At 67.6% G+C, this 17,419-nt stretch carries 19 protein-coding genes; 15 read left to right on the forward strand and 4 right to left on the reverse strand.

The window, feature by feature from the left end; translation table 11 throughout:
• Positions 1-8 precede the first annotated feature (8 nt).
• Entirely contained in the window at positions 9-542 is a 534-nt protein-coding gene (locus J0J10_RS11890) for a hypothetical protein (protein WP_291646770.1), read from the reverse strand.
• 222 nt (positions 543-764) lie between these two features.
• Between J0J10_RS11890 and J0J10_RS11895 the strand changes: the two genes are divergently transcribed.
• The 7 genes from J0J10_RS11895 (at position 765) to J0J10_RS11925 (ending at position 7,603) form a co-directional block, all read left to right on the forward strand.
• Positions 765-986, forward strand: coding sequence for a hypothetical protein (locus J0J10_RS11895; RefSeq protein WP_291646772.1), 222 nt, complete (start codon positions 765-767; stop codon positions 984-986).
• A 258-nt stretch (positions 987-1,244) separates the two neighbouring features.
• Positions 1,245-2,330, forward strand: a complete 1,086-nt coding sequence (gene recA / locus J0J10_RS11900) for a recombinase RecA (RefSeq protein ID WP_291646774.1) — start codon at positions 1,245-1,247, stop codon at positions 2,328-2,330.
• A gap of 199 nt (positions 2,331-2,529) precedes the next feature.
• Positions 2,530-5,172, forward strand: a complete 2,643-nt coding sequence (alaS, locus tag J0J10_RS11905; protein WP_291646776.1) for an alanine--tRNA ligase — start codon at positions 2,530-2,532, stop codon at positions 5,170-5,172.
• A gap of 7 nt (positions 5,173-5,179) precedes the next feature.
• A complete protein-coding gene (locus J0J10_RS11910; RefSeq protein ID WP_291646779.1) occupies positions 5,180-6,331 on the forward strand; it encodes a cyclic nucleotide-gated ion channel in 1,152 nt (383 codons plus the stop codon).
• Between the two features lie 17 nt (positions 6,332-6,348).
• Positions 6,349-6,957 carry a hypothetical protein gene (locus tag J0J10_RS11915; protein ID WP_291646781.1) on the forward strand — a complete coding sequence of 203 codons (609 nt, stop codon included), beginning with the start codon at positions 6,349-6,351 and terminating at the stop codon, positions 6,955-6,957.
• A gap of 244 nt (positions 6,958-7,201) precedes the next feature.
• A complete protein-coding gene (locus J0J10_RS11920; protein WP_291646782.1) occupies positions 7,202-7,360 on the forward strand; it encodes a hypothetical protein in 159 nt (52 codons plus the stop codon).
• Positions 7,361-7,399: 39 nt separating this feature from the next.
• The gene (locus tag J0J10_RS11925; protein ID WP_291634362.1) at positions 7,400-7,603 is read left to right on the forward strand and encodes a DUF4167 domain-containing protein; all 204 of its coding nucleotides are present in this window, start codon (positions 7,400-7,402) and stop codon (positions 7,601-7,603) included.
• Positions 7,604-7,613: 10 nt separating this feature from the next.
• Here J0J10_RS11925 and J0J10_RS11930 read toward each other — a convergent pair whose 3' ends face one another.
• Positions 7,614-8,075, reverse strand: coding sequence for a GFA family protein (locus J0J10_RS11930; protein ID WP_291646784.1), 462 nt, complete (start codon positions 8,073-8,075; stop codon positions 7,614-7,616).
• A 145-nt stretch (positions 8,076-8,220) separates the two neighbouring features.
• Positions 8,221-9,435, reverse strand: coding sequence for an NADP-dependent isocitrate dehydrogenase (locus J0J10_RS11935; protein ID WP_291646786.1), 1,215 nt, complete (start codon positions 9,433-9,435; stop codon positions 8,221-8,223).
• Between the two features lie 334 nt (positions 9,436-9,769).
• On the opposite strand from J0J10_RS11935, the gene J0J10_RS11940 reads away from it, so the two are divergent.
• The 3 genes from J0J10_RS11940 to J0J10_RS11950 all read left to right on the forward strand — a co-directional run bounded on the left by J0J10_RS11940 (position 9,770) and on the right by J0J10_RS11950 (position 12,087).
• On the forward strand, positions 9,770-10,516 hold the full coding sequence (locus J0J10_RS11940) for a hypothetical protein (RefSeq protein ID WP_291646788.1): 747 nt from the start codon (positions 9,770-9,772) through the stop codon (positions 10,514-10,516).
• 195 nt (positions 10,517-10,711) lie between these two features.
• On the forward strand, positions 10,712-11,428 hold the full coding sequence (locus J0J10_RS11945; RefSeq protein ID WP_291646790.1) for an SDR family NAD(P)-dependent oxidoreductase: 717 nt from the start codon (positions 10,712-10,714) through the stop codon (positions 11,426-11,428).
• 113 nt (positions 11,429-11,541) lie between these two features.
• The gene (locus J0J10_RS11950) at positions 11,542-12,087 is read left to right on the forward strand and encodes a 2,4'-dihydroxyacetophenone dioxygenase family protein (protein ID WP_291646792.1); all 546 of its coding nucleotides are present in this window, start codon (positions 11,542-11,544) and stop codon (positions 12,085-12,087) included.
• Between the two features lie 184 nt (positions 12,088-12,271).
• On the opposite strand, the gene J0J10_RS11955 is transcribed toward J0J10_RS11950, so the two are convergent.
• Positions 12,272-12,679 carry a flagellar assembly protein FliX gene (locus J0J10_RS11955; protein ID WP_291646795.1) on the reverse strand — a complete coding sequence of 136 codons (408 nt, stop codon included), beginning with the start codon at positions 12,677-12,679 and terminating at the stop codon, positions 12,272-12,274.
• A gap of 241 nt (positions 12,680-12,920) precedes the next feature.
• Between J0J10_RS11955 and J0J10_RS11960 the strand changes: the two genes are divergently transcribed.
• The 5 genes from J0J10_RS11960 to J0J10_RS11980 all read left to right on the forward strand — a co-directional run bounded on the left by J0J10_RS11960 (position 12,921) and on the right by J0J10_RS11980 (position 17,302).
• Positions 12,921-14,174 carry a flagellar basal body P-ring protein FlgI gene (locus J0J10_RS11960; protein ID WP_291646797.1) on the forward strand — a complete coding sequence of 418 codons (1,254 nt, stop codon included), beginning with the start codon at positions 12,921-12,923 and terminating at the stop codon, positions 14,172-14,174.
• Positions 14,174-14,560: a rod-binding protein gene (locus J0J10_RS11965; protein WP_291634342.1), complete on the forward strand. Its 387-nt coding sequence runs from the start codon at positions 14,174-14,176 to the stop codon at positions 14,558-14,560. Before J0J10_RS11960 ends, J0J10_RS11965 begins: the two co-directional genes overlap by 1 nt.
• A complete protein-coding gene (locus J0J10_RS11970; protein ID WP_291634341.1) occupies positions 14,550-15,038 on the forward strand; it encodes a hypothetical protein in 489 nt (162 codons plus the stop codon). Before J0J10_RS11965 ends, J0J10_RS11970 begins: the two co-directional genes overlap by 11 nt.
• Positions 15,039-15,227: 189 nt before the next feature.
• Positions 15,228-15,701: a flagellar protein FlaG gene (locus tag J0J10_RS11975; RefSeq protein WP_291646798.1), complete on the forward strand. Its 474-nt coding sequence runs from the start codon at positions 15,228-15,230 to the stop codon at positions 15,699-15,701.
• Between the two features lie 275 nt (positions 15,702-15,976).
• Complete coding sequence (locus tag J0J10_RS11980) at positions 15,977-17,302, forward strand: flagellin N-terminal helical domain-containing protein (RefSeq protein WP_291646799.1); 1,326 nt, start codon at positions 15,977-15,979, stop codon at positions 17,300-17,302.
• Positions 17,303-17,419: the final 117 nt, after the last annotated feature.

The raw sequence follows: 17,419 nt of genomic DNA on the forward strand, positions 1-17,419 counted from the left end.
CCCTCGCCTCAGCCCGAATTGCGGTCCCGCTGTCGCCGGCCCGACAGCCATGCCAGCCAGGCGCGCCCCCGCTCCCGAACGGCGCGCACCAGCGCTGCCGCCCGGCGCCAGGCGGCCGACGCCTTGACCCGCTCGACGACGACCTCCCGGATTCGATCCAGCCAGGCCATGCAGCGCGCGAACCAGCCGATCGTCAGCAATTGCGCGCGCCCGGCATGGTAGATGCGCTCGACCAGCAGGAAGCTCGTCAGATGGCCGATCGCCATCAGCGCGATGCCGCCGAACCAGGCGCCGCGCGCCAGCAGAACGAGCGAGAGCAGCTTCAGCGGCTCTGCCACGGCAAAAGGCACAGCCAGCAGGGCGAGCACGCCATAGGGCGGCAGGCGACCGATCGCCGCCTCGATCCGAGCGACGATCCGGAACGCGCCGAACCAGGCCAGAAGCGGCCGGTAGAGCGGCCGCGCCAGCTCGTCGAGCACGATGACGAGGGCGACGACGAGATCGACCGGGACGAGCAGGAGACGAAAGAGACGGGTGCGCATCGGCGGGCGAGCCCTTCTGGCCGGATGCTGTCGTCCTAGAGGAGGCCCGCGACGCTGGGAACCGGATTTCCCCAATTGGCCGACGCAAATGGCCGGAATTGCCCAGGTCTTGTCCCGCGAGTTGTGATAGCAAGATCGGCACGGCTCGGTTGCACGATCACTCCCGGTCGCTGCGCCCTGTTCCGAGCCTGCGGCTCGCTCCGTTCCAAAGGGGACAACGAGATGAAGACGCTTTCGCTCCTGGGCCTGGCCCTGCTCACAGCTTCCGTCCTGGCAGGCTGCCAGACTTCGCAGTCGCGGCAGGCGCAACTGGCCTCAATCTGCGCCGATCCGGTCAATCGCGCGCCAAAGTCCTTCTATTACTCCGAGTGCCAGACGCTCTACCCGTCATCGGATCGGGCCCTGCAGAAGGATTATCTTCTCGGCGCTCCCACGGGCGACTAGCGCGGCACCCCGGAACGAACGGCATGATGCATCCTGCACCGGCGAGCCCGCCCGGCGCGCCGGCCCGCGCCGGCTTTTCACGTCGCAACGCGCTCCCGAACAGGCCTGCCGGCGGCCGAAACCCGGCATCGCGGGAGCCTGCCGGCACAACCCGCCAAGAACAAAAAAAGAACTTGCGCATGAGAACAAACAGTGACCATAGTCGCTGATCGGCGCGATTGAGATGTCCCCGCGCCCCTGCCATAAGGAGCGCACGTCGTGAATCAGGCGAATCTCAAGCTCGTGGAAGGCTCTTCGATGGACAAGGCCAAGGCGCTCGACGCGGCGCTCTCGCAGATCGAACGGGCGTTCGGCAAGGGCTCGATCATGCGCCTGGGCAAGAACCAGCAGGCAATCGAGATCGAGACCATTTCGACCGGCTCGCTGGGTCTCGACATCGCGCTCGGCGTCGGCGGCCTGCCCAAGGGCCGCGTCATCGAGATCTACGGGCCGGAATCCTCCGGCAAGACCACGCTCGCTTTGCACACCATCGCCGAAGCCCAGAAGAAGGGCGGCGTCTGTGCCTTCGTCGATGCCGAGCACGCGCTCGACCCGGTCTATGCCCGCAAGCTCGGCGTCAATCTCGACGATCTCCTGATCTCGCAGCCGGACACCGGCGAGCAGGCGCTCGAGATCACCGACACGCTCGTCCGCTCCGGCGCCATCGACGTGCTCGTGGTCGACTCGGTCGCCGCGCTGACGCCGCGCGCCGAGATCGAGGGCGAGATGGGCGACGTCCAGCCCGGCCTGCAGGCCCGCCTGATGAGCCAGGCGCTGCGCAAGCTGACGGCGTCGATCTCGCGCTCGAACTGCATGGTCATCTTCATCAACCAGATCCGCATGAAGATCGGCGTGATGTACGGCTCGCCGGAGACCACCACCGGCGGCAACGCCCTGAAGTTCTACGCCTCGGTCCGCCTCGACATCCGCCGCGTCTCGACCCTGAAGGAGCGCGACGAGGCAACCGGAAACCAGGTCCGCGTCAAGGTCGTCAAGAACAAGGTCGCACCGCCCTTCAAGCAGGTCGAGTTCGACATCATGTTCGGCGAGGGCATCTCGAAGGTCGGCGAGCTGATCGATCTCGGCGTCAAGGCCGGCATGGTCGAGAAATCGGGCTCCTGGTTCTCCTTCGACAGCCAGCGCCTCGGTCAGGGCCGCGAGAACGCCAAGTCCTTCCTCAAGGCCAACCCGGACGTGGCCGGCAGGATCGAAGCCACCATCCGGCAGAATTCCGGCCTCGTCGCCGATCGCATCCTCGATCAGGCCGATCCGACCTCCGAGGACCTCGACGAGGGCGAGGCCTGAGCGGGCCCCTGCTCCGGCGCATTCGGCGCGACGATACGAGACGGGCGGCGCGAGCCGTCCGTTTCTTTTTGACTCCACCCCCTTGTCGGGGGCATTGCCGGAGTTGGCGTTTCTGGACAGTAGCGGCGGTGCTGACTAGAACCTCTCACCCTTTCCGGCTGCGCCGGCCCCTTGCCAGAGAACCAGAGCCAAGATTGCGATGAGCGGCGTCAACGAGATCCGGTCGACCTTCCTCGACTACTTCAAGGGCCAGGGCCATGAGGTCGTGCCGTCGAGCCCGCTCGTGCCGCGCAACGACCCGACGCTGATGTTCGCCAACTCCGGCATGGTGCAGTTCAAGAACGTCTTCACCGGCCAGGAGAAGCGTCCCTATGTCCGCGCCACCACGGCGCAGAAATGCGTCCGCGCCGGTGGCAAGCACAACGATCTCGACAATGTCGGCTACACCGCCCGCCATCACACCTTCTTCGAGATGCTGGGGAACTTCTCCTTCGGCGACTATTTCAAGGAACAGGCGATCAACCACGCCTGGACCCTGGTCACGCGCGAATTCGGCCTGCCCAAGGAGAAGCTGACGGTCACCGTCTACTCCGAGGACGACGAGGCGCACGGGCTCTGGAAAAAGATCGCCGGCCTGCCGGACTCCCGGATCATCCGGATCTCGACCTCCGACAATTTCTGGCGCATGGGCGACACCGGCCCCTGCGGCCCCTGTTCCGAGATCTTCTACGACCATGGCGATCATATCCCCGGCGGCCCTCCGGGCTCGCCCGACGAGGATGGCGACCGCTTCATCGAGATCTGGAACCTCGTCTTCATGCAGTACGAGGAGGCTGCCGGCGGCATCAGGACCAACCTGCCGCGGCCTTCGATCGACACCGGCATGGGGCTGGAGCGCATCGCCGCCGTGCTCCAGGGCACACATGACAATTACGCGATCGACCTCTTCGCCGCCCTGATCCGGGCCGTCGCCGATCTGACCAACGTCCCGTCCGACGGGCCGATGGCGGCGAGCCACCGCGTCATCGCCGACCATCTGCGCTGCTCGGCCTTCCTGATCGCCGACGGCGTGCTGCCCTCGAACGAGGGCCGCGGCTATGTGCTGCGCCGGATCATGCGCCGCGGCATGCGCCATGCGCAGCTGCTCGGTGCCAAGGAGCCGCTGCTGCACAAGCTGGTCCCGGTGCTGACCCGCGAAATGGGACGCGCCTATCCCGAGCTGGTCCGCGCCGAGGCGCTGATCACCGAGACGCTGAAGCTCGAGGAGACCCGTTTCCGCACCACGCTGGCGCGCGGCCTCTCGATCCTCGACCAGGAATCGCAGGGTCTCGGCTCCGGCGACAAGCTGCGCGGCGACGTCGCCTTCACCCTCTACGACACCTATGGCTTCCCGCTCGACCTGACGCAGGACGCGCTGCGCGCCCGCGGCGTCGGCGTCGATGTCGAGGGCTTCGACGCCGCCATGCAGCAGCAGAAGGCCAAGGCCCGCGCCGCCTGGGCCGGCACCGGCGAGGCCGCAACCGAAAAGCTCTGGTTCCCGCTGCGCGAGCGCATCGGCGCCACCGAATTCCTCGGCTACGACACCGAGAGCGCCGAAGGCGTGGTCACGGCCCTGGTCCGCGACAATGCCGAGGTCGAGGTGCTGAAGGCTGGTGAGAGCGGTCTCGTCGTCCTGAACCAGACGCCGTTCTACGGCGAATCAGGCGGCCAGGTCGGCGATACCGGCACGATCTCCGGCCCCGGCTTCAGCGCCGAGGTGTCGGACGTCCAGAAGAAGCTGGGCGAGGTCTTCGCCCATGCGGTCAAGGTCACCTCGGGCGAGATCAGGCTCGGCGCCCCCGCCGAGCTGACCGTCGACCATGCACGCCGCACCGCGATCCGCGCCAACCATTCGGCGACGCATCTGCTGCACGAGGCCTTGCGTCTCGTGCTCGGCGACCATGTCGCCCAGAAGGGCTCGCTGGTCTCGGCCGACCGGCTGCGCTTCGACTTCTCGCACCCCAAGCCGATCTCCGAGGAGGAGCTCGCCCGGGTCGAGGAGCTCGCCAACGCGATCGTGCTGCGCAACGAACCGGTGACGACGCGCCTGATGAGCGTCGACGAGGCGATCGCCTCGGGCGCCCGCGCGCTTTTCGGCGAGAAATATGGCGACGAGGTCCGCGTCGTCTCGATGGGCACCAATGAGGACGGCAAGGCCTATTCGGTCGAGCTCTGCGGCGGCACCCATGCCGCCCGCACCGGCGATATCGGCCTGGTCAGCGTCACCGGCGAAGGCGCGGTCGCGGCCGGCGTGCGCCGGCTCGAGGCGATGACCGGCACCGGCGCCCGCCGCCAGCTCAACGCCGATTCCCGCCGCCTGCGCGATCTAGCCGGCCTGCTGAAGGTGCCGGCGGGCGAGGCGGAAGCGCGGCTCGCCGCCCTGATCGAGGAGCGCCGCAAGCTCGAGCGCGAACTCACCGAGGCCCGCAAGAAGCTCGCCATGGGCGGCGGCGGCGAGGCCCAGGATCCGGCCCGCGAGGTCGCCGGTACCAAGCTGCTCGCCCGCGCCGTCACCGGCGTCGAGATGAAGGATCTGAAGAGTCTGGTCGACGAAGCCAAGACCCGGCTCGGCTCCGGCGTCGTCGCCATCGTCGGCGTCGCCGAGGACGGCAAGGCCGGCGTCGTGGTCGGCGTCACGCCCGACCTGACCGAACGCTTCGACGCGGTCGCGCTCGTCCGCTCCGCTTCGGAAGCGCTGGGCGGCAAGGGCGGCGGCGGCCGCCGCGACATGGCCCAGGCCGGCGGCCCGGACGGAGCCCAAGCGCAGGCGGCGCTCGAAGCCGTCGCCGCCGCGATGGGCTGAGGCGGTCATGGCGCCCGCCCCGCAGCCCGGCATGAGCTGGCGGCGGTGGGCGCATCTGATCATCGACCGCGGGGCCGGCGACGATCTGTCGGTCCGGCTGGTGCATGGCGGGCTCGTCCTGCTGATCATCGTCAATGTCGCGGCGCTGGTGCTCGAGTCGGTGCCGAGCCTGGCGGCGGCCCATGGCAGGCTGTTCTTTGCGATCGAGCTCGTCTCGGTCGTGATCTTCACCCTCGAATACGGCCTGCGGCTGTGGACGGCGCCCGAGCACGCCCGCTATCGCGGCCTCAGCGACAATGCGGCCCGGCGCGCCTATGCGCTCTCGGCCCCGGCCATAGTCGATTTCCTGGCGACCGTGCCGCTCTACACCGCGCTTCTCGGCTATAACGACCTCAAGATCCTGCTGCTGTTCAGGCTGCTGCGCTTCTTCAAGCTCGGCCGCTACTCGCCGGGCATGACCTCCCTCGCCGCCGCCCTGACCGCCGAGCGCAAGGCGCTGTTCGCCTGCCTCGTCATCCTGATCGGCGTCATGCTGCTGGCGGCGACCGCGATGCATTTCGCCGAGCACGACGTCCAGCCGGAGAAATTCGCCACCATCCCGGACGCGATGTGGTGGGCGATCATCACCCTGACCACCGTCGGCTATGGCGACGTCTTTCCGACGAGCCCGCTCGGCAAGGTCGTCGCCTCGATCACGGCGATCATGGGGCTCGTCATGCTCGCCTTGCCGGTCGGTATCATCGCCACCGCCTTCGCCCAGGAGATCCATCGCCGCGAATTCGTGGTGACCTGGAGCATGATCGCGAGGGTGCCGCTGTTCAGCGGCCTCAATGCCGCCGAGATCGCCGAGATCATGCGGGTCCTGCGGGCGCAGAGCGTGCGCGGCGGCGCCGTCATCCTGCGGCCCGAGGAACCGGCGCAGGCGCTCTATTTCGTCGCCAGCGGCGAAGTCGAGATCATGCGCGAGGAGGCGAGCGAGACCTTGGAGGAAGGCTGCCATTTCGGCGAATTGCCGCTGGATACCAAAGCCGGGCGCGGCGGACTCGCCGCGCGCGCCAAGGTCCCGAGCAAGCTCCTGGTGCTCGACCCCATCGATTTCCGGGCGCTGACCAGCCGCTATCCGGACCTCGCCGCGCATCTGCACCGCCTCGCGCCATGATTCTGCACCGACGACACGTGCTGTTGGCCCTGGCCGGGCTCGCCGGGCCCGCTTTCGCCCAGCCTCCGAAGCCGGGCCGCCCGGTTCAGGGGCCGGCCTTGTCGGCTCCGCGCTCGCTGATGGCGGGCGCGATGGCGAGCACCTTCGTCAGCCGCGCCCCGGCCGGTGCCCGCCTCGCCATTGCGCGGCCGGGTGACCCGCCGGAATCGGCCATCGTCGCCGCCCCGCTCGGCTCCACCTCGGTGCTGGCCCTGCCCGCCCCCGGCGAAGTCGGCAGTTTCGAATTGCGCTTGCTCGCCGAGACGGAGGGCAAGCCGGTGATCCTGCTGCGCCAGACGCTGACCACGACGACTCCCGAGGCGACGCTCGCCGCGCCCCGCCGCGTCGGGCGCTCGCAAGCCCTTCCCATTCGCGGCATCGGCCCCAATGGCGATCGCGACCGGGTCATGCTGGTTAAGCCCGGCGAGCCGGCCGAAGCCGAGGGACCGAGCTTCTACCCGGCCGAGAATGTCGAGGACACGCTCGAGGCGCCGGCGGAGCCGGGCGTCTACGAGCTGCGCTATGTCCTGAACGCCCCGCTCAGCGGGCCGCGCGTGCTCACCCGGCAGGAGATCACGGTCGAGTGACGCCGCAGCCGGTGTTTTTCCCGCACGATGCCGGGAACCTTAATTCGCCACATTGCGTTGCTAGATAGGACGCGTCGACCAGAAGAGTTCGGCTGGCTCCAGTCCTCGAGATCGAGAGACGAGCCCTTTCGCCGCGGCAAGCCCCGAAGTTTGATCGCTGTTTCGTGCAGCGAGCCGCTCTTTCTGCGCTCGACCCTCCACCTTGACCAACGCCCGGCTCAGCCGAGCGACGCTATGGATTCCAATGAAAAAGCACACTGAACTCAACACCAAGAACGATCAGACCCAGCACAACGCCACGATCGCCATGACGCCACGCAGGGCTGCCCCCGACTGGAAGCCGCAACCCTGCGGCCTGAGCCGGGAAGAGCTCCGCAAGATCGTCGAGGAAATCCTCGGCTAACAGGAGACAGCGGTGACCTATCGTCGCCCGAGAATCCCCATGACCCGTCCTGCCCTCATGACCCGCCCTGCCCTACGGACGCAGCGCGGCAATCTCAGCCCGGCCGCCCTGCGCCAGGCCTATGAGCACTATCTCGCGCTGGCGCAGGCTGCGGCGCTGGCGGGCGACCGCATCGAAGCGGAACGCCATTACCAGCAGGCCGAGCACTACCTGCGCTCGCTCGCCGAGGACCGCGCCGCCTGAGCGGCACCGTTCATGTGTCATGGTCGGGATGCTGCTGCGAGCGAAATTCCGGCAGACCCGGCGCGATATCATCCTCGGTGCGCGAGCCTTCGAGGCGGCAGAATTCGTCGAACCAGGCCGGCCTGCCCTCGACACCATAGGCCTGGCTCGGCTGGAACGCGGCGGCATCGTCGAGGCTTCCGGCCGAGACCGAGAGCGAGCCGAGACTCGGATAGCTGAAAGTGAGCGGCGTGCCGCAATCGCGGCAGAAGCCGCGTTCGGCGACCTCCGACGAGTTGAAGATCGCCGGTCGGCCGCGCGTCCACTCGACCTCGCCGATCCGCGAGCTGGCGAAGGCGCCGAAATAGCTGCCGGCCGCTTTCTGGCACATCCGGCAGAAGCAGACCGAAACCTCGCGCGGCGGTGTCTTCAGACGGTAGCGCACCGCACCGCACTGGCAGCCGCCGGTCAGGATCGTCGACGTCGCTGACATGGCTTATCCTCCATCGCGGAAGGCAAGAATGCATGCCGCCGGGACAGGCCGCGTCAGCAGGGCATCGCCGCCGATCACCATCGCACAAACGAAAGAAGCCCGGCCATACGGCCGGGCTTCCGTGTTTCGGTCGAGGCTGAACCGCTTAGCTGGCCATCGCCTTGCGCAGGTTCTCGCTCACCTTGTCGAGGAAGCCGGTGGTCGAGAGGAACTTCTGGTCGGGGCCGACCAGCAGAGCGAGGTCCTTGGTCATGTCGCCGGCTTCCACCGTGTCGACCGTGACCTTCTCGAGCAGGGTCGCGAACTTCGCCAGCTCGGCATTGTTGTCGAGCTTGGCGCGGTGGGCGAGACCACGCGACCAGGCGAAGATCGAGGCGATCGAGTTGGTCGAGGTCTCCTTGCCCTTCTGGTGCTCGCGATAATGGCGGGTCACCGTGCCGTGGGCGGCCTCGGCCTCGACGGTCTTGCCGTCCGGCGTCATCAGCACCGAGGTCATCAGGCCGAGCGAGCCGAAGCCCTGCGCCACCGTGTCCGACTGCACGTCGCCATCGTAGTTCTTGCAGGCCCAGACATAGCCGCCCGACCACTTCATCGCCGAAGCGACCATGTCGTCGATCAGGCGGTGCTCATAGGTGATGCCGAGCTTGTCGAACTCCGCCTTGAACTCGGCCTCGTAGATCTCCTGGAAGATGTCCTTGAAGCGCCCGTCATAGGTCTTGAGGATGGTGTTCTTGGTCGAGAGATAGACCGGGTACTTGCGCATCAGGCCGTAGTTCAGCGAGGCGCGGGCGAAGTCGCGGATCGACTCGTCGAGATTGTACATCGCCATGGCGACGCCGGCGTCCGGGGCCTTAAAGACCTCCTTCTCGATGACATTGCCGTCCTCGCCGACGAACTTGATCGAGAGCGTGCCCTTGCCGGGGAACTTGAAATCGGTGGCGCGGTACTGGTCGCCATAGGCATGGCGGCCGATGACGATCGGCTGGGTCCAGCCCGGCACCAGGCGCGGCACGTTCTTGCAGATGATCGGCTCGCGGAAGATCACGCCGCCGAGGATGTTGCGGATCGTGCCGTTCGGCGACTTCCACATCTGCTTGAGGTTGAACTCCTTCACGCGCGCCTCGTCCGGCGTGATCGTCGCGCACTTCACCGCGACCCCATGCTTCTTGGTGGCGTTGGCGGCGTCGATGGTGACCTGATCGTCGGTCTTGTCGCGGTTCTCGACCGAGAGGTCGTAATAGTCGAGTTCGAGATCGAGATAGGGGAAGATCAGCGTGTCCTTGATCTTCTGCCAGATGATGCGGGTCATCTCGTCGCCGTCCATGTCGACGACCGGGTTGGCGACCTTGATCTTGCTCATGTGATTACGACCCCTGCTTCTGGCCAGTCTGGAACGGTCCCGAACTGCGGCTCGAGGGCCGCAGCAGGCTCGCGCGCTTCCTAGCGGGTTAAGGCCGCAGGGGGAAGCCGGCCTTTTGGGGCAGAGCTGCGGGCCCGTCCGCGGAGCGCGGTACAGGTCGCCCTCGGGCCGGGCCGAGCCATCTTATGTTGCACTGCCGCATTGTGAGCACGATCGGCCGGCACAAGGGCTCGCTTCGTCAACCTCGCCACGACCCGATGCCTTGACCAGCGGATTCTCCATCGCCTTTGTCCGGACCGGCCTGCTTTGCGCGCCCCTTTGCCTGCTCGCGCCCATGACTGCGGCTGCCAAGCCGGTCGATGACGGCGCCAGGGTCGCGATCACCTATGAGCTCGCCGACCTGCCGAGCACGCCCTTCTGGCAAGGACAGGAGGATGAGTCCGGTTCCATCCTGGCGATCCCAACCCTGATCGCGCCCACGCTCGACAAGAGTGGCGCCTATCGCGAGCGGGCGCGACGGTCCGGGCTCGCCCGACCCGAGCTCGAAACCGCGACGATCCGGAGGGGCCTCAGCACGGTTTCGCCCGGCCTTCCTGCCGCGACCGAGCGAGCCGTCGGCTTCAGAATCGGCCCGCAGCTTCTCTCGCTGGAGACCACGATCGTCAGCGGGAGCGGATCCTGGCAGAGCACGGATACGCGCCTCGACTGGTCGCTGGCGCGGCGCTCCACCACCTCCGGCGACGGGCTGCGCTGGCGCCTGTCCACCGGCGGCGATTTCGGCATGGCCGGCAGCGGCAGCCACAACGCCAATGCGATGCTGGGATATCGCCACTCCCTGTTCGACAAGGTCACGCTGATCTCCGAGGTCGCGCTCGCCAGCAGCTACGCCTTCGCCAGCCAGGCCATGCCCGAGGCGCGGCTGACCCCGCAGCTCCAGATCGTCACCGATCTCGGCCTCGCTCCCGATACGCCGTGGAAGACGACGCTGGATGTGAAGATGAACCGCGAATTGCCGCTCTCGGGCGGCGAGGTCAAAGGCGGCGCCTCGGCAATGCTGCGCTTCGAGCTAGGCCCGCGCTAGCCCGCCCGGCGCAGCGCGGCAGACCGAAGGCGCAGGTCAAGCGCGCAAAGCCAGGGGAGCCGGCCGCTTCCCCCGGCCCGCCACTCCCGTCTAGATTGCCACGTAACATCGACGAGCCCCCCGAGCGACGCGTCCAAGCAGCGAACGCCCGAGAAGCGGTCGTCCAAGAAGCAAACGTGCGAGAGCAGCGAGCCCATGACCGACACCCAGAAATTCGCCCTTGTCACCGGCGGCACCCGCGGCATCGGTGCCGGCGCCGCGCTCGCCCTCGCCGAGGCCGGCTACCGGGTCCTCGCCACCGGCCTCACCGATGAGGAGGTCGCCGCCACGCCGGCCCATGCCGCGATCCGCCATGCCAGGCTCGACGTCACCAGCGACGATCAGGTCGCCGCCATCGTCGCCGGCTGCGAGCGGATCGACGCGCTGGTCAATTGTGCCGGCATGATCCAGCGCGGCGGCAAGGAGTTCGAGATCGAGGCCTTCCGCCTGACCGTCGAGGTCAACCTCACCGGCACCATGCGGATGAGCGTCGCGGCCAGGGAAAAGCTCGCGGCGGCCAAGGGCGCCATCGTCAACACCGCCTCGATGCTGACCTTCCACGGCTCGCCCTTCGCCCCGGGCTATGCCGCCTCGAAGGGCGGCGTCGGCCAGCTCACCAAATCGCTCGCTGCCGCCTGGGCGACTGACGGCATCCGGGTCAATGCGGTCGCGCCGGGCTGGATCGCCACTGAACTGACGCGGCCGCTGGTCGAGGATGCCGCGCGCTCCGCCCCGATCTTGGCGCGCACGCCGATGAACCGCTGGGGCGAGCCCTCCGATGTCGGCGGTGCCATCGTCTTCCTGCTCTCGGACGCCGCGCGCTTCGTCACCGGCACCGTCCTGCCGGTGGACGGCGGCTATCTCGCGGTCTGAGCGCCAGACTCTTCAGCCGGGCGACGAAACGCCGCCCGATCAAGGACATGGCCCGCTTTCCGGATTCAGTCTAGGAAGGGCCTGAATCGAAAACTCAAGGGTAGAAACGAGCCATGGACAAGGTCAGCCCGATCCCGGTCGCCGCCACGAACGCCGAGCGCTGGACCCCCTACCGCCATCCGCAGCCCAAGGAATCGCCGCCGGAGCTGGTGATCCCCAACGTCATCCCCGAGGATGACCGCGTCTGGGTCCCGGTCGACGACAATGTCTGGTTCCGTCCGCTCTGCCTCTCGGCGACGCGCGGCTATTGGATGAACCTGCTCAAGGTCCGGCGCGCCGGCGTGCTCTCGCGTCATCGCCATCCCCAGCCGGTGCATGGCTATGTGCTCAAGGGCAAGTGGCGCTATCTCGAGCATGACTGGGTCGCGACCGAAGGCGGCTATGTCTACGAGGCGCCCGGCGAGACCCACACGCTGGTGGTCGATCCCGATGTCGAGGAGATGATCACCATGTTCCAGGTCAATGGCGCGATGATCTATGTCGACCCCGACGGCAAGTGCCTCGGCTATGACGACGTCTTCACCCGCATCGACAAATGCCGGGCGCATTATGCGGCGAACGGCCTCGGCGCCGATTTCGTCGACCAGTTCATCCGCTGAAGAACATAAGGGCCGTCACGCACGGCCCACAGCCAGCGCTGCGCCGACATGGGGAGCAGAGGCTGCTCCGGATCGTCATGCTCGCCCCCGTGGCGAGCATCTCCGTCTTGAGAACACAGCCTTCGCCAGCAGGAGACGTGGGTGGTTGGGACAAGCCCGACCGTGACGGAACCGGGCTAAGGCATCAACGCCCGAGCTTCGCCAGCTCCACCGCGGCGCGCAGCTCGATATGGGCCAGAACCTCGTCGAGGCGCGGATCGTCGGTGTTTTCCCGACGCGTCGACAGCATCGCCTTGAGACGCTCCAGCTCGACGAGCTGAACCCGGCCGGAAAGCAGCGCCGCCTTGAGCCGGTCGAGCCCGTCGAGCAGGTCATGGCCGCGGCGTGCCTGGCGGCGGCGGCGCTCCTGGCCGCTCTCCTCCTCCTGCACCAGCAGCAGACCGTCGAGCGGGCCGGCATGGCTTATCGTCGAGGACTGCGTGCTCGCGGCCGCCTCGCGCCCCGGCAGACTGAAGCCCGTGCCGCCCGCGGCTCTGCCGCGGCTGGTCGCGCCGGTCGAGGTGATGGCTGCGCGCTGGTCGATACGGATCATGGCGCTCTCGGCGACGGTTCGAAATGGCGGCTCTTCGGCCTCGCTCGCCCCTGCCTCCTTCTTGCCGGCGGCATGGTTAACGAGCGGTAAACGACTCGGCAGGAATTGCCGCGCCCGGCAGGTTTGAACAGGCCCCTGCCCTGCCGGCGATCAGGCCGGAGATCATTAAACTTCTGATTAAGAACGGTTTTTGCTTTTTCTCGAACTGGCACGGAGTTCGCATGGCCATCGCAGTCCGACGATGATCGAAACCGGTGGCCGCATGTTCGCCCTCTTCCCGACCCGCCATTTGCTGACGCAGGCCGCCGCATCGCTGCTGCTCGTCGCTACGGCGTGGGCGGCCGACCTGGCGCCGACCCCGATCCCAGGCCAGGCGCGCGGCGGCGTGCCGGCAAAGCTCGCCCCGGCCTCCTTCGGCGGCACCCATGGCACCTCCCCCGGCATCGGCGGCGCGCTCTCGCGCATCAAGGACCTCGCCTCGGTCGAGGGCGTCCGCTCCAACCAGATTCTCGGCTACGGCATCGTCGTCGGCCTCAACGGCACCGGCGACACGCTGAACAACGCCCCCTTCACCAAGCAGTCGCTGCAGGCGATGCTGGAGCGGCTCGGCGTCAACACCCGCGGCGCCAATATGCGCACCGCCAACGTCGCAGCGGTGATGGTGACGGCGAACCTGCCGCCCTTCGCCACGCAGGGCACCCGGCTCGACGTCACCGTCTCGGCGCTCGGCGACGCCAAGTCGCTGCAGGGCGGCACCCTGCTCGCGACGCCGCTGCTCGGCGCCGACGGCGAGGTCTATGCGGTCTCGCAAGGGCCGGTCGCGATCTCCGGCTTCTCGGCCGAGGCCGAGGCCGCCAAAATCACCCGCGGCGTGCCCACCGTCGGCCGTATCGCCAATGGCGGCCTGGTCGAGCGCGAGATCGAGTTCGCCCTGAACAAGCTCAAGACGCTGCGCCTGTCGCTGCGCAACCCCGATCTGACGACCGCCCGGCGCGTCGCCGCGGCGATCAACGATTTCATCGGCGGCGACTCCGCCGAGCCGACCGACCCGTCGACCATCGTGCTGCAGATTCCGCCGCGCTTCCACGGCAACATGATCCGCCTGCTGACCGATATCGAGCAGCTGCGCGTCGAGCCGGACCAGGGCGCGAGGGTCATCATCGACGAGCGCTCGGGCATCATCGTGATGGGTCGCGACGTGCGCGTCTCCACCGTCGCCGTCGCCCAGGGCAACCTGACCGTGACGATCTCCGAGGAGCCGCAGGTCAGCCAGCCGAACGAATTCGGCAATGGCCGCACGGTCGTCGTCCCGCGCAGCAATGTCAGGGTCGACACCGAGGGCACCAACAAGCTCGCCCTCGTCAAGGAAAGCGTGACCTTGCGCGAACTCGTCGACGGACTCAACGCGCTGGGCATCGGCCCGCGCGACCTGATCTCCATCCTTCAGGCCATCAAGGCAGCCGGCGCGCTGCAAGCCGAAATCGAGGTGATGTAATGAGTGCTGCCCTCGCCATTCCCGCCGCCAAGCTCGCGCTCGGCGCCGCCGTCAACCTCGCCAGCGGCATCGCCGGCGCCTTCGACGCCAAGGCGGCCAAGGCCAAGAAGACAGCCGACGAGTTCGAGACCGTCTTCCTCGAGAACTTCACCAACAGCATCATGAACTCCAGCGAGACCGAAGGACCGCTCGGCGAGAACGGCACCGGCGGCGGCGTCTATCGCTCGATGCTGACCCAGGAATATGCCCGCAGCCTGCAGAAGGCCGGCGGCCTCGGCCTGTCGGACCAGATCCTGCGCGACCTGATCCAGGTCCAGGCCAAGGCGACCGCTACGGCCAAGACTACGGCCACGGCCACGACCGGCGGAGGCGGCAATGCTGGCTAGGCCGCGCGTCATCGACGAGCGGCCGCGCGTCGGCAGCGCCATCGAGGCGGAGAGCCTGATCGAAGCCGTTATCGAGGTGCTAGGCTCGCTGTCGCATGTCGTCGGCGAGGAAACCGCCCTGGTCAAGGCCGGCAAGCTCAAGGACGCGATGGAGCGCGAGCCGCGCAAATCCGAGCTCGCCGGCGTCTATATGAAGGGCGTCGAGCAGATCAAGCTGAACGCCGTCGCGCTGGCCCGTTTCGTACCCGAGAAGGTCAAGCGGCTGAAGGCGGCGCATCTCGCCTTCCAGGAGCTGATCGAGACCAACCAGGCGGTGCTGGCGACGGCGCGGGCCGTGTCGGAATCGATCGTCCGGGATCTCGCCACGGATGCCAACCGGCCGATGAAGGCGGCGGGCTATGGGCCGGCTGCGAGCGTCGGCGCCGGCGTCTTCGCCCGGCCGAATGCCGGGCCGATGGTGATCTCGAAGAGCCTTTAGCGCAACTCCGGCCCATCCGGGCCGGAACGGCCGGCTGCATCCGCGGCGCCGACCGCAAATTCCTTAACCAAAAGCGGCCCTTAGCAGCCAATCCTTCACAATTTACCAATTTCCCTAACGGCAGATTCAACTTTCGCCGCCAGTCTCGCTACCATGAACTGAGTCCGTCTCAGGCGAGAGGAGTCCAGAATGGATTTCGGCGGGGCACCCAGAACGATCGCCACCGGCGCCGTGCAGGCAACGGTTCGGACCGATATTGCGATCCAGCCGGGCAGTGCGCCGGTGGAGCTTCCGGCCGAGAAGACCGTGCAGTCGGCGGCGGCCGGCGAGGCCGTCCGGCTCGACATCAGGGCCCGGGCCGACGAGAAGCGCCAGGAGCAGGCGCAGCACCGCCAGAAACAGGAGGACGCCGTCAACCGCGAGCGCTCCGAGGCGGCTTATCAGAAGCAGGAGCGGCGCGAGGCCGTCGATCGGCGCCTGGTCATCGACGCCAAGACCCACAGCATCGTGCTCCAGAAGCGGGACCCAGACACCGGCGAGACCGTCGAGCAATTGCCCGACGAGACCATGCTGAAGCTGCGCGCCCTCTCCCGGGACCTGATCGAGCGCGCACGCGAGACGGCGGCCCCCTCCACCTCGCACGTCGTCGAACGCACGGCCTGAAGCAAGCCACCCACCGCCCGACTTCCCAATGTCCGCCGTCGCTCGCCGCAAGGCCTAGCCGGCGGGCGCTGGCGTTTTCGTGCCGCCGCGGCCCTCGCCGGAGATCGGCTGCCGCCGCTTGACGGACCGTTAACCACAAGCAGAGGCCGGCCGATTTCGCGGCTATTTTCCAGATCGAATTTACCGCTTGTTACGAGAGGGCGATCGATGGTCGCCCGGTCCTGACCAGAACGGCCGGGACGCCAGAAGGCATCATACCAGAAGGGTATACTAAGATGGCTACCGTCTCTCTTTCGGCCGGCGTTCGCAGCGCGCTGACCTCGCTCTCCCAGACCACCGCCGCCTCCCAGCAGGGCCAGTACCGTCTCGCCACCGGCAAGAAGGTCAACTCCGCTGTCGACAACCCGGTGAACTACTTCACCGCCGCGGGCCTCAACGACCGCGCCGGCCAGATGACCAACCTGCTCGACGGCATCTCCAACGGCATCCAGACGATCCAGGCCGCCTCGCAGGGCCTCGACTCGGCCGTCAAGCTCGTCGAGTCGCTGCAGTCGACCGTCAAGCAGGCCCAGGCCGACGCCGCCGCCAACCGCCCGACCAAGACCGGTACGGCCCTGGCAACGTCGACCGAAGTCACCGCCACCGGCGGCAAGAGCCTGAAGGACATCGCTCTCGACAAGCGTATCGGCAAGGCCGGCGCGGTCGTTGGCGCCACCGCTTCCGATGCCGGCCACCTGATCGACACCACCACCAACACCAACCTGGCCCTGACGGTTTCGGCCGGCGCGACCACCTTCACCGTCGATCTGGCCAGCACCGCAACGGTCCGCGACCTCGTCAACACGATCAACAGCTCGGGTCTCGCCACCGCTTCGGTCGACGATTCCGGCCGTCTGAACGTGACCGGCATGGGTTCCGACACGCTGCGCGTCGGCCTGGGCGCTGGCACCGACGCCGCGACCGCTCGGACCAACAGCACTGCCGCGGGCAACCAGAACGCCGCCATCGGCCTTGCCACCGCCGACGGCAGCTCTGCCGGCGCCGGTATCACCGCCTCCGGCGGCAACTCGACCGTCCGCTCCAACCTGATCAAGCAGTTCAACGATCTGACCAAGCAGATCGACCAGCTTGCCAAGGATGCGAGCTTCAACGGCAAGAACCTGCTCGCCGGCGACAAGCTCTCGATCGTGTTCAACGAGAAGACCGGAACGCAGCAGGCGAAGCTCGACGTCCAGGGCTCGGTGCTGACGGCCGGCAATCTCGGCGTCCTCCAGGCCGGCACCGCCGACGCGGCCGGCGTGTCGTTCAACATCCAGAACGACTCGTCGCTCGAGACTGCCTCCGACACGCTGACCAACGCGCTGACCTCGCTGCGCTCGATGGCGTCGTCGCTCGGCTCCAGCATGTCCGTCGTCCAGACCCGCCAGGATTTCACCAAGAACCTGGTGAACACCCTGACCCAGGGCGCCGACAATCTGGTCCTCGCCGACTCCAGCGAGGAAGGCGCCAAGCTCCTCGCCCTGCAGACCCGCCAGCAGCTGTCGCAGACGGCCCTGTCGCTGGCCTCGCAGGCCGACCAGGCGGTCCTGCGTCTGTTCTGATCCTTCGGCCCCGCAGGAGCGGGCCTGCCCACAGAAGTGGGACGAAGCAAAGAAAGGCGGCGGAGCGAAAGCTCCGCCGCCTTTTCGCCGTTCGGGCTCCGTCATATGTCGCCTGGA

The organism is Allobosea sp., from assembly GCF_017308075.1.
Taxonomy (GTDB): domain Bacteria; phylum Pseudomonadota; class Alphaproteobacteria; order Rhizobiales; family Beijerinckiaceae; genus Allobosea.

Coding starts and splice junctions, on each gene's coding strand:
- J0J10_RS11890 (WP_291646770.1), bottom strand. CDS start 542: ATGCGCACCCGTCTCTTTCGTCTCCTGCTCGTCCCGGTCGATCTCGTC.
- J0J10_RS11895 (WP_291646772.1), top strand. CDS start 765: ATGAAGACGCTTTCGCTCCTGGGCCTGGCCCTGCTCACAGCTTCCGTC.
- alaS (WP_291646776.1), top strand. CDS start 2,530: ATGAGCGGCGTCAACGAGATCCGGTCGACCTTCCTCGACTACTTCAAG.
- J0J10_RS11910 (WP_291646779.1), top strand. CDS start 5,180: ATGGCGCCCGCCCCGCAGCCCGGCATGAGCTGGCGGCGGTGGGCGCAT.
- J0J10_RS11920 (WP_291646782.1), top strand. CDS start 7,202: ATGAAAAAGCACACTGAACTCAACACCAAGAACGATCAGACCCAGCAC.
- J0J10_RS11925 (WP_291634362.1), top strand. CDS start 7,400: ATGACCCGTCCTGCCCTCATGACCCGCCCTGCCCTACGGACGCAGCGC.
- J0J10_RS11930 (WP_291646784.1), bottom strand. CDS start 8,075: ATGTCAGCGACGTCGACGATCCTGACCGGCGGCTGCCAGTGCGGTGCG.
- J0J10_RS11935 (WP_291646786.1), bottom strand. CDS start 9,435: ATGAGCAAGATCAAGGTCGCCAACCCGGTCGTCGACATGGACGGCGAC.
- J0J10_RS11940 (WP_291646788.1), top strand. CDS start 9,770: ATGACTGCGGCTGCCAAGCCGGTCGATGACGGCGCCAGGGTCGCGATC.
- J0J10_RS11945 (WP_291646790.1), top strand. CDS start 10,712: ATGACCGACACCCAGAAATTCGCCCTTGTCACCGGCGGCACCCGCGGC.
- J0J10_RS11950 (WP_291646792.1), top strand. CDS start 11,542: ATGGACAAGGTCAGCCCGATCCCGGTCGCCGCCACGAACGCCGAGCGC.
- J0J10_RS11955 (WP_291646795.1), bottom strand. CDS start 12,679: ATGATCCGTATCGACCAGCGCGCAGCCATCACCTCGACCGGCGCGACC.
- J0J10_RS11960 (WP_291646797.1), top strand. CDS start 12,921: ATGATCGAAACCGGTGGCCGCATGTTCGCCCTCTTCCCGACCCGCCAT.
- J0J10_RS11965 (WP_291634342.1), top strand. CDS start 14,174: ATGAGTGCTGCCCTCGCCATTCCCGCCGCCAAGCTCGCGCTCGGCGCC.
- J0J10_RS11970 (WP_291634341.1), top strand. CDS start 14,550: ATGCTGGCTAGGCCGCGCGTCATCGACGAGCGGCCGCGCGTCGGCAGC.
- J0J10_RS11975 (WP_291646798.1), top strand. CDS start 15,228: ATGGATTTCGGCGGGGCACCCAGAACGATCGCCACCGGCGCCGTGCAG.
- J0J10_RS11980 (WP_291646799.1), top strand. CDS start 15,977: ATGGCTACCGTCTCTCTTTCGGCCGGCGTTCGCAGCGCGCTGACCTCG.